General features: G+C 65.9%; 15 protein-coding genes. 5 read left to right on the top strand and 10 right to left on the bottom strand.

The features are described from left to right. Positions 1 to 34: 34 nt before the first annotated feature. From G570_RS03305 to G570_RS03280, 6 genes are all read right to left on the bottom strand, one after another. Positions 35 to 346 (bottom strand): hypothetical protein, encoded by a 312-nt coding sequence (locus G570_RS03305; protein ID WP_037499112.1) that lies wholly within the window; start codon positions 344 to 346, stop codon positions 35 to 37. Next, complete coding sequence (locus G570_RS03300) at positions 333 to 623, bottom strand: hypothetical protein (RefSeq protein ID WP_169731725.1); 291 nt, start codon at positions 621 to 623, stop codon at positions 333 to 335. The genes G570_RS03305 and G570_RS03300 overlap by 14 nt, the downstream gene beginning before the upstream one ends. Positions 624 to 648: 25 nt before the next feature. Next, positions 649 to 2,127, bottom strand: coding sequence for a 2OG-Fe(II) oxygenase family protein (locus G570_RS03295; RefSeq protein WP_156930303.1), 1,479 nt, complete (start codon positions 2,125 to 2,127; stop codon positions 649 to 651). After that, positions 2,124 to 3,263, bottom strand: a complete 1,140-nt coding sequence (locus G570_RS03290; RefSeq protein ID WP_037499107.1) for an aspartyl/asparaginyl beta-hydroxylase domain-containing protein — start codon at positions 3,261 to 3,263, stop codon at positions 2,124 to 2,126. Before G570_RS03290 ends, G570_RS03295 begins: the two co-directional genes overlap by 4 nt. Next, positions 3,260 to 5,314, bottom strand: a complete 2,055-nt coding sequence (locus tag G570_RS03285) for a tetratricopeptide repeat-containing sulfotransferase family protein (RefSeq protein WP_037499104.1) — start codon at positions 5,312 to 5,314, stop codon at positions 3,260 to 3,262. The genes G570_RS03290 and G570_RS03285 overlap by 4 nt, the downstream gene beginning before the upstream one ends. Before the next feature lie 101 nt (positions 5,315 to 5,415). Beyond that, a complete protein-coding gene (locus G570_RS03280) occupies positions 5,416 to 8,613 on the bottom strand; it encodes a TonB-dependent receptor domain-containing protein (protein ID WP_037499102.1) in 3,198 nt (1,065 codons plus the stop codon). A gap of 219 nt (positions 8,614 to 8,832) precedes the next feature. Here G570_RS03280 and G570_RS03275 point away from each other — a divergent pair, with 219 nt between their 5' ends. Continuing rightward, positions 8,833 to 9,369, top strand: coding sequence for a hypothetical protein (locus G570_RS03275; protein WP_051503992.1), 537 nt, complete (start codon positions 8,833 to 8,835; stop codon positions 9,367 to 9,369). 12 nt (positions 9,370 to 9,381) lie between these two features. Here the strand turns inward: G570_RS03275 and G570_RS03270 are convergent, their stop codons facing one another. Together G570_RS03270 and xseA are read right to left on the bottom strand one after the other, a co-directional pair. Next, positions 9,382 to 9,591 (bottom strand): DUF2093 domain-containing protein, encoded by a 210-nt coding sequence (locus G570_RS03270; RefSeq protein ID WP_037499099.1) that lies wholly within the window; start codon positions 9,589 to 9,591, stop codon positions 9,382 to 9,384. A 3-nt stretch (positions 9,592 to 9,594) separates the two neighbouring features. Further along, positions 9,595 to 11,001, bottom strand: a complete 1,407-nt coding sequence (gene xseA / locus G570_RS03265) for an exodeoxyribonuclease VII large subunit (RefSeq protein WP_037499097.1) — start codon at positions 10,999 to 11,001, stop codon at positions 9,595 to 9,597. Between xseA and purD the strand changes: the two genes are divergently transcribed. Genes purD through G570_RS03250 form a run of 3 tightly spaced genes read left to right on the top strand, consistent with a single transcriptional unit; the run spans position 11,000 to position 13,189 of the window. Then, positions 11,000 to 12,250, top strand: coding sequence for a phosphoribosylamine--glycine ligase (gene purD, locus G570_RS03260; RefSeq protein WP_037499094.1), 1,251 nt, complete (start codon positions 11,000 to 11,002; stop codon positions 12,248 to 12,250). The genes xseA and purD overlap by 2 nt on opposite strands. Then, on the top strand, positions 12,247 to 12,699 hold the full coding sequence (locus tag G570_RS13055; RefSeq protein WP_051503991.1) for a hypothetical protein: 453 nt from the start codon (positions 12,247 to 12,249) through the stop codon (positions 12,697 to 12,699). The genes purD and G570_RS13055 overlap by 4 nt, the downstream gene beginning before the upstream one ends. Positions 12,700 to 12,703: 4 nt before the next feature. Continuing rightward, positions 12,704 to 13,189, top strand: a complete 486-nt coding sequence (locus G570_RS03250) for a hypothetical protein (RefSeq protein WP_051503990.1) — start codon at positions 12,704 to 12,706, stop codon at positions 13,187 to 13,189. A gap of 6 nt (positions 13,190 to 13,195) precedes the next feature. Here the strand turns inward: G570_RS03250 and G570_RS03245 are convergent, their stop codons facing one another. Then, on the bottom strand, positions 13,196 to 14,545 hold the full coding sequence (locus G570_RS03245; RefSeq protein WP_051503989.1) for a hemolysin family protein: 1,350 nt from the start codon (positions 14,543 to 14,545) through the stop codon (positions 13,196 to 13,198). A gap of 128 nt (positions 14,546 to 14,673) precedes the next feature. Between G570_RS03245 and G570_RS03240 the strand changes: the two genes are divergently transcribed. Beyond that, positions 14,674 to 15,348 carry a YiaD family glycine zipper/OmpA-like lipoprotein gene (locus tag G570_RS03240; protein ID WP_037499090.1) on the top strand — a complete coding sequence of 225 codons (675 nt, stop codon included), beginning with the start codon at positions 14,674 to 14,676 and terminating at the stop codon, positions 15,346 to 15,348. Positions 15,349 to 15,396: 48 nt separating this feature from the next. On the opposite strand, the gene G570_RS03235 is transcribed toward G570_RS03240, so the two are convergent. Next, a complete protein-coding gene (locus G570_RS03235) occupies positions 15,397 to 15,828 on the bottom strand; it encodes a nucleoside deaminase (protein ID WP_037499086.1) in 432 nt (143 codons plus the stop codon). Between the last annotated feature and the right edge of the window lie 39 nt (positions 15,829 to 15,867).

The raw sequence follows: 15,867 nt of genomic DNA, 5'->3' as shown, positions 1-15,867 counted from the left end.
GTCTAGCCACAAGTCTCCCCAATTGCACGGACCGTCAGGAGCAAACTCCGGTCGCGGGATCGATCACGCATTGCTGGACTTGGCTGCGACCGACCATCTCCCGCTCCTGCGCGCGGCGATCAGCCCATTCGGCGCGGGTCGCGCACACCCTGCGCACAGCGAGACGCGATCCAAGCACCTGCTGCGTCTCGCAAACCTTTTCGTTCGGATCCCTGGCCTTGGACGACGCAGGCTTCTTCGGATCGGCGGCTGATGCCAACCCACTGACCGATACCAGCCCCGCGATGATCGCTGCGCCGACGACGCGCGAAACAGCGCGACCGTTGACGATCTTACTGGCGGACATTGTTCTGCGTCTGCGTCTTGTCGATCGCCTGGCGATCCTGGCGACGCTCGGCCTCCCATTCTCCCGCGGTCTTGCAGACGCGCTTCGACGCAAGCCGGGAGCCAAGGACTTCCTGCTTCTCGCAGATCATGCGGCTCGGATCGTCCTTCTTCTTCGGTTCCGCGGCCAATGCCGCGCCGGACGCGAGGACGGCAATAGAGGACAAGAGAATCAGTGCCTTACGCATTTCCACCTCGTGCAATGTGATGCGCGCAGCGTTTCGTGGCGGGACGGCCATGTCAATCCGCCTTCGACCAACGACCTCAGGCGTCGCGGCAAGGCGCGACGTCGAACGCCACGGTCATTCGTTCGCCTTCGCCAAAGGGAAGGGTGCCGTGCCAAATCATCGACGGGAACAGCACCAGCCGACCCGCGATCGGCTCGACCTCCCGGATCGGCGGCAGATCGGTGCGAAGGTCGGGCGGCGGCGATCCCAGCACCAGGCGGCCCGCATCGCCCGCCGTTGGCGGCACGACGCAGTAAAAGGCCGAACTGATCCACCCCTGCGGATGGACGTGCGCGGCGTGGTAGCCGGCCGCCCCGAGGCGCACCGACCAGCTGCCCGCAAAGCGGACCGGACCGGATCGCGGACGAGAGAGCATCGGGTGTCCGGGGTCGACCGGAGGCAGACCGCGGACATAATCGTCAATCGCCGATACGAGGGCGGCGCGGAGCTGCACCACTTCCGCATCGAGCCGCGACAGCAGCGGACCGTCTGTCTGCGTCCCGCCCCTCACCGATTGGTCGAGAAACCGGCCCGACGCGCCGTGCAGCGCCCGCAAGCGCATGGCCAACTGGTTGAGATCTACGCCGGCCCCGGCAAGGTCAACCACGCGGATCAGCCGCTCGTCCCCTTCCAGCCACTGCCATCGGTCGGGTGCCGTCCATCGCCAGGCGATCGACGCATAGGGCCAAAAAAGATGGGCGTCGCTGCCCGCCATCCATTCATCCGCCAGACGCGCCAGCGACGCCCGTTCGCCAAGGCGGATGAGGTGGCGGGCGAGGCGGATGGCATGATCGATCGTCGTCGGCACCCCAAGACGGGCGAAGGCCTGCTGCGCCCCGGCATCGTCCCCGCTGTCGGAAAGCGCGGCAGCGCGGGCCAGTGCGAAAGCTGGCGGGTTGCCGGTGGCCGCGATCGCCTCCTCGCAGACCATTCGGCGCTCCTCATGCCGTTCGGCCTGTTCCAGCAGGTCGATCTTAGCGCCCCATAGCGCCGCCGTTTCGCGGTGCGCGGCGATCGCCCGGTCGATCGTTTCAGTCGCGCGGGCCGCCTCGCCCGTCATCGCCGCCAGCTGTGCCCATTGCCGGTGCCCCTGCACCCACAGCGGATTGCGGTCGAGAATCGCTGCAAGGTCGGACAGGGCGGCGCGGCCTTCGCCCCTGGCGTACCGCGATGCGGTCAGGCCAAGCAGCGCATCCCCGGTGGGCGACAGGCGGATGGCACGTTCGAACTGTGGCGCCGCATCGAGACCCGCTTCGAGCTGGACCTGCGCCAGGCTCATGGCGATCAGTGCGTTGTCGGGAGCAAGATCGGAGGCCCGTGCAAAGGCGGCCAGCGCCTTGCGGTGATCCTGTAGCGACCGGTACAGGAGCCCGGCCCACTGCCACGACGATGCGTCGCTGCCCCACTGTCGCGCCGTGACGGCGACATCGTCGATCACCGACGCCTCACGCCCGCTATCCAGCGCCGCGCGGGCGGCTTCCGCCAATTGCGCCGGCGACGGATACCTTGCGGTCACAACGCCCCGCCCACTCCCGTTTCGGCGCCGATGATGCTCCGCACCGCGTCGCGCTCGACCTCGGTCAGGTCGGGGTGCCAGATGTCGAAAATGAACACCACGCGAAGCTGGTCGCTGGGGTTCGCAGCTTCATGCTCGATGGTGTCGTCGAACACGAACGCCTGACCCTGCTTCCAGAACCGGGTTTCTGCGCCGACCCGGAACCAGCAACCTTCCGGAACGATCAGCGGCAGGTGGCAGACCAGCCGCGTGTTGGCCACCCCGACATGCGCCGGGATGGTCGTGTGCGGGGCCAGCAGCGAAAACATCGCATTGGGTCCGGCGCCGGCCACGTCCGGCTGCGGCAAGGTCGCTAGCAAGGCCATTGTTTCGGGACAATGCCGGGCGTTGGCATCGATGCGGCGGCCGTTTTGCAGCAGGTGGATCGCAGTCCAGTCACGGTTGCGGTTGAGCTCGCGCCATTGCGCCATCGGGGCATGGTCTTCGTACTGGATATACGGCACCAGTTCGGTCCGCTCCGCCGCCATGACCGCCTGCAGTTCCGCCGCGATGACATCGGCATGCCGTTCAAGCGTTTCGAGCCATGGATGGTCGGCGCGTGCGTGAAATTCGCGTTCCCTCAGCCCCGGGAAATGGAAGTCGGTGGGTTCGCTATGATAGACAGCCGTCTTGCGCGAGATATTGGTGCGGAACCGCGCGATGCGGGTCGCCTCCTCCGGGTCGGCCCTCGCCTCTGCCGCGCGGGCGGCGTCCGCCAGTTTCGCGTCGCGGCGGTCGGTCCACTGGTCCCGCAATGCAATGCCCCGCTGCACGACGCTTTGCACATGCGGCGGCAGCTGGCCCGGCGGCAGCTGGGTCAGGGCATTGGCCCATGCCTCACCCGCCGCATCGGGCGCCAGCTGCTCCATCAGCATCGCCTTGAACGACAGGGCCATGAAATCGAGCTCGGTAAGCGCCAGCACGCGGTTGACCGACTGAAGCGCACGGGCGGGCTGCTGCAGATGTCGCTGCAACGCGGCCAGCTTCATCCACAATTCGGGATTGTCGGGCTCCGCGGCTACGGCCTGCTCGAGCAATGCCGCGGCAGCGGTGATATCGCCCCGCGCCGCTGCCGCATCGGCTTCGGCCACGGTCATGCGATGACCCCTCGTTCCGGGACCTTGGTCGGGTCGTCGAGCGAGTAGCCCAAACGCTCGACCCACGGGGCGAGGATCGGAATGACGGGTTCGAGCTGGCGGCGGTATTTGGTCCAGCGTCCGGCCGAACGGCGATAGATCGGCTCGTTGACCTGCGCGTAGCTCGCGGTGGTGATGACCCCGCGCTTCGACGCGGTGGCCAGATGGTCGCCCTCGACCTCGTTCCAATCGAGGCCAAGCCAGTCGAACAGCGGACGCAGCTCTGCATCCTTGTCCTCAACCATTCGCTCGTAGACCACCGGAAAGACCTGCAGGTCGAGCAAGCGGTCAGCCTCCTCGAATGCCCGGAAGCTGGCGTCGTAGATCTGCGCCGTCCGTTCCAGGGTCAGGAAATTGGCCATCGCGGCATTGGGGCGAAAATTGGTGATGAAACAGCTCAACACCACGTCCATCGGGTGCCGCAACGCCAGGATGAAGCGGGCGTCGGTGAACAGCCGGTGGATAGCGGGGACCTTGTTCAAATAGAGCGGCGACTTGTCGATCAACATCGCGTCGTCCGGCAGGTCCGTAAGATGGTTCACCGCGGTCCAATAATCGCGGCGAGATGACAGGATTTGCTCCTCGCTCATGGTCGCCAGATTGGCGACGTCGCCGATCGCACGTTCGACATCCGGGAATGCCTGCTTTTCCTCCAGCACCCGAACGTCGGGATGCCCCATGAGCAGCGTATCGAGCAGCGTCGTTCCGGAACGCGGGAACCCGCACAGGAACACTGGCGAGGAATGTTCGTCCGGCGTTTTCGCGGCTGGAGGAGACCAGCCCGCGAACCAGTCCTGGGTCATGATTGCCAAGGTTTTGTCGACCTGATCGCGGTACAGGTCGGCGAGTTGCAACGGGCCGTGCGGCGCTTCGGACGCAAGCCGGTTCATCTCGGAATAGGCAGCAAAGGCCTCTTCCGCCCGGCCCAGGCGATCGTTCGCTTCGCCGATGATCTGCATGCGACGGATCGGCTCATATTCCGTGCCCGACGCCTGCGCCGCGGCCAGCGCCTCTTCCCAGCGCTTGTGACGGCGATGGACGAGCGCATCGATAAAGGACTGGGATTCCGGTGCCACCCACGCCGCGCGCGCGTCGGCTGCGACCTGTTCGAGGCCCGCAGTGTCGTTCTGCTGCTCGCTCATGATCGCAAGGCCGATGTGCGCTTCCGGCATGGCCGGTGCCAGCTCCAATGCCCGGCGGTAGGTGGCAACGGCGCCATCGACGTCCCAGGCGACCGCCTTCTGCGCGGCCAGCCTCGCCAGCGTGTCGGCATGGGCCGGGTCCAGGCGATGGGCCGCCTCATAGGCCGCCAAGGCTGTCTTATTGTCGCCAAGGCGGGTCGCGATCCGGCCAAGCTCGAACTGCGTCTGGAAATCGTTGGGCGTATCTTGCGCCGCGTTGCGCAGAAGCTCCAGCGCCTCATGGTTGCGGCCGGCGTTGCCCAGCGACTGAGCCAGGTTGAGCCTTGTCGGCGCGGAGGCCGGATCGAGGCGATAGGCGTGCTGCAGGCTTACGATCGCATCGTCGAAGCGACCCAGTGCCTCTTCGGCATTGCCAAGGTTGTTCCAGGTGCCCGCATCGTCGGGTGCCGCATCGACCACGATGCGATAGGCCTCGACCGCCTGTTCAAAATCTTCGAGCGACTGGGCAGCGAAGCCGCGGAAGCGCGCCATCTGCAAGGTGGGGTCGGCGCGGCACAGGTCGATCGGCAACACGTCCAGCACGTCGGCAAACCGCTGCAGTTGCGTCAGCGCCGCGGCCAGATCGAGCCGGACGGCCGGTTCGCGCGGAAGTGCGTCGATCGCGATCCTGAGGTGATGGACACCGTCGTCGAAATCCCCGCTTTCGCACGCCATCCGACCTAGGATGGCGTGGACGGGGCCGGGGTCGCCGACGCTGGCCAGGGCATTCTTGCCGCTGCTCCGGGCCTCGGCCAACCGGCCCGCCCGCGCAAGGCCGATCATGGTCCCGATGGCTGCGCGCGTCGGCTCGTCGATCTGGTTGGTGGTCATGGCGTCCAGATAGGACGGACGGGAGCCGGGATGCGAGCAAAAAAGAAGGCGGCGGATCCGAAGATCCACCGCCCCTTTTCATCAAACCCTTTCGGGTCGGATTAGAAGTCCAGCGTCACGCCGGCGTACATGTAACGACCAAGGGCGTCGTAGGTGCCCGGCCAGGTGTTACCGTTACACGGACCGGTCGGGCAGGCGCTGGCGCCGAAGGCACCCGAGCCCGAGCTGACCAGCGGCGGGGCCTTGTCGAACAGGTTGTTCACACCGAGGCGGAAATTGTAGTGATCGCCGAAGGTGAACGACGTCGCGAGGTCGAAGTAGTTGTACGCCTTAATCTTCGACAGCGCTTCGTAGTAGGACGAGTTGAGGCTGGCGCTCGGGTTGGCGAAGTCGATCTGCGACTTGCCGATGAAGCGCCACTGCAGCGACAGGCCGATACCCGACGGAGTATTCAGGCTCAGGCGAGCCTTGTGCTTCCATTCCGGGATCGGATTGCTGCAGGTCGTGCCGAAGTAGCCGACGCAGTCATAGACCGGGGTCAGACCGTTATCGACTTCATACTTCTTCGTCCACGTGCCGATCATGCTGGCCGACAGGTTGCCGAGGCCGCCGAGACGATGCGAGTAGCTCGCATTGAACTCGATGCCGCGGGTCTGCACGCCACCGACGTTGGTCGGGGTGTCGATCACATAACCACCCGAGGTCAGCCACAGCGAACCGGCCGGATCGCGGTTGATCAGGTTGCACGAATCGGGCGTGAAGGTTGCCGTCGCGTTCGACACGCAGTCATTGAGGATCGCGTCAGCGCCGTAGCCCTGAATCGCGTCCCGAAGCTTGATGTCGAACCAGTCGATGGTCAGCGCGAAGCGCGGAATGAAGCGCGGCTGCAGAATGACGCCGAGCGTCTTCGTGGTCGCGGTTTCCGGCGTCAGGTTCGGGTTACCACCGAGCAGACCGTTGTACTGGGCGGCCGGGTTCGGGGTGACCGACTGACCGACGACCAGACCTTGGGCCAGACAGCCGTAGTCGGTGGCCGACACGGTGATGCCGGCGCACGGATCGGTGCCGCCGTCGAGTCCGACGAACTGGGTCGCGAACAGTTCCTGGATGTTCGGCGCACGAGCTGCCCGGTTGTAGGCAGCGCGGAAGCGGACGTCCTGGATCGGAGCGAATTCGAGACCAAGCTTGTAGGTGTCGGTGGTGTACGAGCTGCCACCCGACGTCTTGTAGTCCGACCGGCGGTAGCCGCCAGTGAAGCTCAAGTCGTAGATGAAGCTCTTCTGCACGATCGGAATCTGGATTTCGCCGAAGAATTCCTTGACCGTGAAGTTGCCGCTGATCGGCAGGGTCGGAGCGCCCTGGCCGGTCAGGTCGCCGGTCGCGAACGCATTGTCGACGTCCAGGGCCAGCTTTTCCTTGCGGTATTCGGCACCGAGGTTGATCGCCACGCCGTCTTCGGCCCAAGGCGACTTCAGGCCATATTCACCGAGCAGGCCGGTGAAGTCGACGTGAGCCACCTGTTCCGAGGTACGGCCGCGCTGCAGACCGGTCGCCGACAGATAGTCGACCGCCGCCTGGCTGACGCCGCCCGGGGTGAAGATGTTGTAGGGCACGCAGTTCGGATCGCTGCCATCCAGCACCGAACGACAGACGGCCTGACCGAGGGTCGGGCTGCCGGCGCGGGTGTCGGTGACAACGTCAAGGGCGCGGTTCAGACGGGCAACGGAGAATTCGTTGCGGTAGGTCTGGTTATAGTTGACGCGGCCATACTGATAGTAGGCATCGTACGACCAGGCCTTGCCGAGATCGCCCTTGGTGCCCAGCACGCCACGGTAGGTGGTGTACTGGAGATCCGCCTGACGCGGGCCGCCTTCGATGTTACGACGCAGCAGCTGGAAGAAACCCTTGTTGTAGGTATTTCCAGTCGTCGGGTCGATGAAATCGATCGGCGCCGCGGCGTTGTCCGGGTTGAACGGCGCACCGGTCGCAACCGGGAAGTTACCGATGAACCCGTTGATCAGGTTCGCGCCCGTGCACAGCGTGTCGAACTGGTTGCTGGTCAGCAGCGGGTTGTCGCAGTTGATGGTCAGCGTGTTGCCGAAGTCGCCCGACGGGGCGATCTGCGCAACGCTGCGGTCGTCCATGAACATGAATTCAAGGTACGGCTTGATCGCCGGCGAGATTTCATAGTTCGCGAACACGCCGGCGGTGTAACGTTCGTCCGGACGCTGGAAGTAGTTCAGCGGGGCGAAGTTGTAGCGCGGACCGGTGGCAAAAGCCGTGTCGGTGCCGAGGTCATAGACCGTCGAGGTGCCGGTGACGTAGAACAGCGCGGTACCACCGGCGTTGGTCAGCGAGCCGCCGCACTGGACACCAGCCTGCGGGTTCAGACGACGCGGGTTGCTGAGCGCAGCACCGGTGTTCTGGATCGTACAAGCCGAATAGTCGCGACGCGACTGGAGGACCGGGTTGACCTTGCGGTAGCCGAAATAAGCGGTCGCATGGCCGCGGCCGTCATCGAAGCCGGTGCCGATGGTCACGGTGCCGTCGAACGAACCGCCGTCGGCAACATTGCCCTTCGGATAGCCATAGCCGTCGAGGCCGGCGTTGATACGAGCATTCAGGATGTCGTACATCGTCTGGCCGTTGTACAACTCACGGTTCTTGTTGGTGTGCTGATAGAAGCTGTACTGACCGTCGAAGCGGATGCCTTCGAAGTCGGTGTCCATGATGAAGTTGACGACGCCCGACACGGCGTCCGCGCCGTAGGTCGACGACGCGCCGCCGGTGAGGACTTCAACCCGCTTCACGATCGACGACGGGATGATGTTGATGTCGGCCGGGCCGGCAGTGACCGGCGAACCCGGGGTCAGGCGGCGGCCGTTGACCAGCACGAGGGTGCGCTTGGCGCCGAGACCACGAAGGTCGACCGTGGCGGTGCCGTCCGAGCCGTTCGAGATGCCCGAGTTCTGACCCGAGACGACCGACGGCAGCGAGTTGAGAAGATCTTCGACTCGGGCGGTGCCCTGCAGCTTCAGATCCTGGTTCGACACGACCGTGACCGGCGCAACCGATTCAAGGTTGGCCGACGGAATGCGGGTGCCGGTGACGACGATGTCCTTGGTCGTTTCGACCGGCGCGCCGTCCGCCGCGACGGTGGGCGTCGGCTGGCCTTCGACCGGACCGGTGGGCGTGTCAGGCTGCGGCGCTGCGTCCTGCGCAAACGCCGGAGATGCGATCACGCTCGCGCCGACCAGAAGGGTCGTGGCGAGCAGCCGCTGACGAAAATCGAGCTTCATATAGGTTCTTCCCCTTATGGGCCGCATACTTGCAGCCAGCCGTGTACAGCAGTGAGACACTGCCGAACTGTCGGCCTTGATACGGGAAAGCTGCAAACCAACGCAACGCGACGAGGGCGTTGTGAGGCACTTCCAAGAGGGGTTGTAGTGTTTTTGCAACACTCGCTTCTTGCCGCCGTCGCACCCTGCAGCTTAAGACAAGCCAAATTTTCGGGAGGTATGGCGATGGGATATGGTCGGGCAGCATTGATCGCGCTGGGCATGGTGTGCCTCGCCTCCAGCCCGTCCTTCGCCCGCAGCGTGAAGAGCGGCCCGCCGCCCGCGCAGATCACGGGCCTCCTCGCCTGCCGCGCCATCGCCGGCGAAGCGGAACGCCTGGCTTGCTTCGACAAGGCGGCAGCTGCCATCGATTCCGCCGTGTCGAACAAGGAATTGGTCGTGTTCGACAAGGAAGGGGTGCGCAAGACCAAAAAGGGCCTGTTCGGCTTCGGCATTCCCAACCTCGGCATCTTCGGCGATGACGACGATACGGTGGAGATCAAGCAGGTCGACGGCGTGATCGCGGGACTTGGCCGGACCGTCGACGGATTCATCTTCCGGCTTCAGGATGGCAGCCGCTGGGTGCAGACCGACGCCAAGGTCATCGTCATCGACCCGCGCATCGGCGACAAGGTATTGATCAAGAAGGGCGCGCTGAGCAGTTATATCCTCAGCGTCAACAAGCAGCCGGGCGTAAAGGTCAGGCGGACCGAATAGGGCCGGCGCCGGTCAGATCGCGCCGGCGCGCCGCTCGCCTTCGAGGCTGGCGGCGGCGTCGACATAGGCTTCCTGCCGCGCGACCGACCAGTAACGCAATTCTTCGAGCGGGATGATCGTGCCGGTGACCGCGCATCGAACATGGTCGCCCGTCGCCAGCAGGCGGAAGGTGCCGTCCATGTAATGGATCTTGGCCTCGCGGGTACGTCCGCCCATCAGCATCGTTCAGTCTTCCGTATCGAACAGTCCAGGTTGCTTGCCGAGATAGGGCTTGGCGCGCTTCGGCTCAACCCGTGACGGCGGCGGCGCCCCATCGCCGATCGTCGCGGGCACCGTTCCGTCACCGAAGTGCAGGTCGACAAGGCCGGCGGCGCGGGCGTCCGCGGCATGGACCAGCGTCCTGCCCTGCCGATCGGTGACGCGAACGAAGCCGCGTTGCAGCGGGCGGTCGTGATGGGCGAGCGCCGCCAGTCGCGCCAGCGATGCCAGCCGGTCGCCGAGCCGGTCGATCTTGTCGTCGATCAGCCGGCGCTGGAGCCGCGGTGCAACCCCGGCAAAATCGGCGCGGGCATGGGCCGTCCGCTGGACCAGCGCGCGTGGCAAACGGTCGGCGGCGTCGTCCACCCGCTGCGCGAGCGGCGCGAACAGGTTGGCGGCGTCGGGCCAGCGCGCGGCGCTCAGGTCGTAGCGCTCGGCAAGGCGCGAGGAGAGGCGATTGAGCGACGAGGCCGAGCGATGGCCAAGCTCGCCCAGCCACGCCGCCAGTTCGGCCCGCACCGGCACCGCCATCTCGGCTGCGGCGGTGGGAGTCGGCGCACGTCGGTCAGAGGCGAAATCGATCAGCGTGGTGTCGGTTTCGTGGCCGACCGCGCTGATCAGCGGGATCGGCGATTCTGCCGCGGCGCGCACCACCTCTTCCTCGTTGAACGCCCACAGATCCTCGATCGAACCCCCGCCGCGCGCTACGATCAGCAGGTCGGGTCGGGGTATGGGTCCGCCGAGCTTCAGCGAACCGAAGCCGCGGATCGCTGCCGCCACCTTGGCGGCAGCGCCGTCACCCTGCACCGGCACCGGCCAGACGATGACGTGGGTCGGGCAGCGATCTTCCAGCCGATGCAGGATGTCGCGGATGACCGCGCCGGTCGGCGATGTCACCACCCCGATCACGCGCGGCAGGAAAGGCAGGGGGCGCTTGCGGCCGTCGTCGAACAGGCCTTCGGCGGCGAGCGCGCGACGCCGCTTGTCGAGCAGCGCCATCAGCGCCCCCTCGCCTGCCAGCTCCATGCGGTTGACGACGATCTGATATTTCGATCGCCCCGGGTAGGTGGTCAGCTTGCCGGTCGCGACGACCTCCGCGCCGTCTTCTGGCCGGAACGCGAGGCTGGCTGCCTGCCCCTTCCAGATGACCGCGTCGATGGCGGCGCTCTCGTCCTTCAAGGTGAAGTAGCAATGGCCCGAGCTGTGGCGCTTCCATCCGCTGATCTCGCCGCGGACGCGGACGAAGCCGAAGGCGCTTTCCACCGTGCGCTTGAGCGCGCCCGACAGTTCGCTGACCGACAGCGGAGGCGAATTGTCGCCGCCCTTCGCCTCGGCTAGGAGGCCCTGTGGTTCAAGATCGTCGGGGAGAGGCATGAATATCCTGTTGCTGGGTTCGGGTGGGCGCGAAGATGCGCTGGCGTGGCGGCTGAAGCAATCGCCAAGCTGCACGCGGCTGATCGCGGGTCCCGGCAATCCCGGCATCGCCCGCTGGGCCGAATGCGTCGAGATCGACCCGTGCGATCCCACTGCGGTTGTCGCGCTGGCGCAGCGTGAAGGCGTCGACCTTGTCGTGGTCGGCCCTGAAGCGCCGCTGGTCGCCGGGGTTGCCGACGCATGCCGCGCCGCCGGCATCGCCTGCTTCGGCCCGTCGGCCGCAGGGGCCCAGCTGGAAGGTTCGAAGGGGTTTACCAAAGACCTTTGCGCTCGGCATGACATCCCCACCGCGGCCTATGTCCGGATAGAAACCGAAGCCGACGCGCTGGCCGCACTCGACCGCTTTTCGATCCCGGTGGTGATCAAGGCCGACGGCCTTGCGGCGGGCAAGGGCGTCACCGTCGCCATGAGCCGCGAAGAAGCCGAGGCCGCGATCCGCGCGGCCGGCGACGGGCCTTTGGTGATCGAAGAATTCCTTGAAGGCGAAGAGGCCAGTCTGTTTGCGCTGGTCGACGGGCCGCGCGCCGTCGCGATCGCCTCCGCGCAGGACCATAAGCGGGTCGGCGAAGGCGACACCGGCCCGAACACCGGCGGCATGGGTGCCTATTCGCCCGCCCCGGTCCTGACCCCCGAGCTCGAAGCGCGGGCGATGCGCGAGATCGTCGAGCCGACGGCCCGAGCGATGGCCGATGCGGGCACACCCTTTTCCGGCGTCCTTTTTGCCGGACTGATGCTGACCGCCGCCGGCCCCAAGCTGATCGAATATAATGTCCGGTTCGGCGATCCAGAGTGCGAAGCGATCATGCCGCGGATCGAGGGCGATTTCGCCGCGCTGCTCCATGCCGTGGCCACCGGCGCGCCGTTCGACGCCCCGTCACTCAGCCGCGACACCAGCATGACCGTCATCATCGCGGCGCTGGGCTATCCCGGCACCCCGGTGAAGGGCGGACGGATTACAGGACTGGGCCGCGCCGAAGCGATCGACGGCATCACCGTCTTCCATGCGGGCACATCATCCGACGACCAGGGGATCATTTCGACCGGCGGCCGCGTGCTGGCCGTCACCGCCAGAGGTTCGACCCTTCGCGAGGCGCGCGATCGGGCTTACCAGGCCGTGGACGTGATCGACTTTGAAGACGGCTTCTGCCGCCGCGACATCGGCTGGCGCGAACTGGAGCGAAGCGCATGACCCCCCGACGTATTTTCCTGATCGGCATTGCCGCGACGCTGGCCTTTTCCGCCCTGTGGCATGGTCCGCTGGGCGCGGGCGAGCGCTTCGCCAAAACCGTCGACCAGCGTGCCGAGCGCACGATCCGCTACAACGATGTGCCGGAAATCAACGGCCGTCCGGTCTTCAGCGCCAAAATGCAGCGCGCGCCCCTGACGCGCCGCGTCCTGATCGAAGGCAATCCGGACGGTTTCCAGCGTGCCGAACTGGCCCGCATCCTGAACGACATTTACGGCATTCTCGACGCGTCCTGGGTCGACCCGAAGGGCGGTTTCCAGCCGAATGTGTTCCTGTTGCCGCTGGCGGTCGAAGCCCAGTTGCTGGGACTGGTCAGCTTCGCACTGGGCATGATCATCGGTTATTTGTTCGAACTGCGCCGTCGCGCCAACATCTACAAGAAGAGGATCTGAACCCGTGGCTTTCCTGACCGAATATTGGCCCATCATCCTCGTCGCCGTCCTGATCGGTCTGATCACCGGCTACTTCTTTTTCAAGCCGCGTCAGCGCGTGACGCTCAGCGACAGCGCGCCGGTGCGCCCGCACATGACGAAGGTCGGCGAAGGAAAAGGTGTCGCTGATGAGGCCGCGGCCGCCACCAGCGACGTGGCGGGCCAAATCCTCGGCACCAAGGTTCATGCCGAACTGCCCGGCGCCGCGGGTGCGCCCGACGATCTGCAGAAGCTGAAGGGTGTCGGGCCGAAGATGGCCGCGCTGCTGAACGAGCGCGGCATCATGCGCTTCGACCAGATCGCCGGGCTGTCGCCGGGACAGGTCGAAACGCTCGACGCCTCGCTCGGCGCCTTCAAGGGCCGCTTTGCCCGGGACCGGATCGTTGAGCAGGCCGACTATCTCGCCCGCGGAGACACCGACGGCTACGCGGTAAAATTCGGCAATCTTTGAGGTCGATCAGGCGGCGGACTGTTCGTCCGCCGTCCGCTCGCCGCGCGGCTTGCGCGGCCGGGTGACGAGCAATTTGTCGATCTTGCGGCCGTCCATGTCGACGACTTCGAACCGGTAGCCGTCATATTTGAAATGCTCGCCCGTTTCCGGGATCTTCTTCAGGACCGAAAGCGCGAAACCGGCGACGGTCGAATAATCGCGCTCACCGGGCATCGCTACCCCCAGCCGATCGGATAGGAGGTCGGCGCTCGCCGCGCCCGACACCAGCCAGCTGCCGTCTTCCCGCTCGACGCAGGGCGGGTCCTCACCCTCGTCGAGGTCGTTGGCGAAAGCGCCTGCCAGTGCGGCAAGGATCGAACCCGGGGTCACGATGCCGTCGAGGTGACCATATTCGTCGTGGACGAGCGCGAGCGGGACATCGGCCCCGCGAAGCACCGCCAGCGCGTCCATCGCGTCCATCAGGTCGGGGATGACCTGCGCATCGCGCATCAGTTCGCGGATATCGATTTCTCGCCCGTCGAGCAGAGCTGTCAGCATGTCGCGGGTCGACACCACCCCGACGATATTGTCGACCGACCCGTCGGCCACGGGCAAGCGGCTGTGCGGCGTTTCCGACAGCGTCTGGCGCAGCTCGTCACGCGAACAGCCGATGTCGATCCAGTCGATGTCGGTGCGCGGGGTCATCACTTCGCGCACCGGGCGATCGGCCAATCGGACGATCCCCGAAATGATCGCCCGCTCGCTTTCCTCAAGCACGCCTGCAGTCTGCGCTTCCGCCACGACAAGGTGCAGTTCCTCGGCCGTCACGACATTCTTCGATTCCCGGTCGAGGCCGACCAGCTTGAAGATCATCGCGCTGGTGCGGTCGAGCAGCCAGACGAAGGGGGCGGTCAGCTTCGACAGCCAGATCATCGGCCGGGCCAGGAAGGCGGCGATCGGTTCCGGATTGCGCAGCGCAAACTGCTTGGGAACTAGCTCGCCGATGATCAGCGAAATGAAGGTCGTGAAGACAATGACGAGCCCAAAGCCGACCGTCCTTGCCGTTTCGGGATCGATACCCAGCAGCGCAAGCCGCTGCCCGACCGGGTCACCTAGGCTGGCGCCCGAATAGGCACCGGCCAGGATGCCGATGAGGGTAATCCCGATCTGCACGGTCGAAAGGAAGCGACCCGGTTCCGCAGCGAGGTCGAGCGCCGCCTTCGCGCCCTTCGACCCGCTTTTTGCCAGCGCCTTCAGCCGCGCCTCGCGCGACGACACGATCGCCAGCTCGCTCATCGCGAATACGCCGTTTAGCGCGACGAGCGCCACGATGAGCAGAAGGTCGAGCCAGGGAAAGGGGAGGAGCGCGTCGCTCATGATATGGTCGAGTCCATGCCGTCAATTTCGCGCCACGGCAAGGCCGGACGTCCGATCATCAGGCGGAACAATCGGCCTTTCCTGCCGTTCCCTCACCCGATCCCAACACGCATATCCGGAGATTTTCAATGCGTCGCATTCACATTCTTGGCGTTCTCGCCGCCTCCGCCGCGGTCATGACCGCCGCTTGCACCACCGATCCTTACACGGGTCAGCGGACCATTTCGAAGACCGCGATCGGCGCCATCGGCGGCGCGCTCGGCGGCTACCTCGTGGGTGATCTTGTCGGAGGCCGCAGCGACCGCACCGAAAAGATCCTCGGCGCCGGTATCGGCGCGATCGCCGGCGGCGCTGTCGGCGCATACATGGACCGCCAGGAAGCCGACCTCCGTCGCCAGACCGCCGGCACCGGCGTCGACGTGATCCGTCAGGGCGACGACCTGATCCTGCGCATGCCGTCGGGCATCACCTTCCCGGTCAACAGCTCGGCTATCCAGCCGCAGTTCCAAGGCACGCTCGACCAAGTCGCCCAGACCCTGTCGACCTATAACCAGACCTATATCGACGTCCTTGGCCACGCCAGCGCCGATGGTCCCGACGATTACAACATGACCCTGTCGCAGCAGCGCGCCCAGTCGGTCGCCGACTATCTGGCCGGTCGCGGCGTCGCCCGCGCCCGCATGGGCGTCCGCGGCTATGGCGAAACCCAGCCGATCGCGTCGAACGATACGGAGGCGGGCCGCCAGGCCAACCGCCGCGTCGAAATCAAGGTGGTCCCGGTCACCCAGCAGAGCGCCTACTAAGCCAACAGCTGAAATTACGGGAAAGGGCGTCGCTTGCGGCGCCCTTTTCTATGTCCGGCGTGCCTCGAAAAAATTGCGCAGTTGGCGCGCCGCCTCGGCCTCGCCGATCCCGCCCAGCACATCGGGTCGATGGTGGCAGGTCGGCTGGCTGAAGACCCGCGCACCATGAAGGACGCCGCCGCCCTTCGGGTCTTCCGCGGCAAAGCGCACCGCGTCGAGCCGCGCCAGTGCGATGGCGCCGGCACACATGGCGCAAGGCTCCAGTGTCACCCACAGGGTGCAGCCGTCGAGGCGCGGCTCACCGAGCCGCTCCGCCGCCCGGCGGATCGCAACGATTTCGGCGTGGGCAGTCGGATCGAGCGTGCCGCGCATGGCATTGCCAGCTTCGGCGATCACCTCGTCGCCGCGCGTGATCACTGCGCCGACAGGCACCTCCCCCGCCGCAGCAGATTCGGCGGCCAGGTCGAGCGCGCGGCGCATCGGTGCAGGGAGTGGAAAGGCGGTCACCGTGCCACGCTA

This window comes from Sphingomonas jaspsi DSM 18422 (assembly GCF_000585415.1).
Lineage (GTDB): Bacteria > Pseudomonadota > Alphaproteobacteria > Sphingomonadales > Sphingomonadaceae > Sphingomicrobium > Sphingomicrobium jaspsi.
This window is presented reverse-complemented; position numbering and strand designations above follow the sequence as displayed.

What these genes read in the sequence shown, in the direction of transcription:
- G570_RS03270 (WP_037499099.1), bottom strand. Translation starts at nt 9,591, where the DNA reads ATGCTGATGGGCGGACGTACCCGCGAGGCCAAGATCCATTACATGGAC.
- G570_RS03240 (WP_037499090.1), top strand. Translation starts at nt 14,674, where the DNA reads ATGCGTCGCATTCACATTCTTGGCGTTCTCGCCGCCTCCGCCGCGGTC.
- xseA (WP_037499097.1), bottom strand. Translation starts at nt 11,001, where the DNA reads ATGCCTCTCCCCGACGATCTTGAACCACAGGGCCTCCTAGCCGAGGCG.
- G570_RS03235 (WP_037499086.1), bottom strand. Translation starts at nt 15,828, where the DNA reads ATGCGCCGCGCGCTCGACCTGGCCGCCGAATCTGCTGCGGCGGGGGAG.
- G570_RS13055 (WP_051503991.1), top strand. Translation starts at nt 12,247, where the DNA reads ATGACCCCCCGACGTATTTTCCTGATCGGCATTGCCGCGACGCTGGCC.
- G570_RS03280 (WP_037499102.1), bottom strand. Translation starts at nt 8,613, where the DNA reads ATGAAGCTCGATTTTCGTCAGCGGCTGCTCGCCACGACCCTTCTGGTC.
- G570_RS03245 (WP_051503989.1), bottom strand. Translation starts at nt 14,545, where the DNA reads ATGAGCGACGCGCTCCTCCCCTTTCCCTGGCTCGACCTTCTGCTCATC.
- G570_RS03285 (WP_037499104.1), bottom strand. Translation starts at nt 5,314, where the DNA reads ATGACCACCAACCAGATCGACGAGCCGACGCGCGCAGCCATCGGGACC.
- purD (WP_037499094.1), top strand. Translation starts at nt 11,000, where the DNA reads ATGAATATCCTGTTGCTGGGTTCGGGTGGGCGCGAAGATGCGCTGGCG.
- G570_RS03290 (WP_037499107.1), bottom strand. Translation starts at nt 3,263, where the DNA reads ATGACCGTGGCCGAAGCCGATGCGGCAGCGGCGCGGGGCGATATCACC.
- G570_RS03275 (WP_051503992.1), top strand. Translation starts at nt 8,833, where the DNA reads ATGGCGATGGGATATGGTCGGGCAGCATTGATCGCGCTGGGCATGGTG.
- G570_RS03305 (WP_037499112.1), bottom strand. Translation starts at nt 346, where the DNA reads ATGTCCGCCAGTAAGATCGTCAACGGTCGCGCTGTTTCGCGCGTCGTC.
- G570_RS03300 (WP_169731725.1), bottom strand. Translation starts at nt 623, where the DNA reads ATGGCCGTCCCGCCACGAAACGCTGCGCGCATCACATTGCACGAGGTG.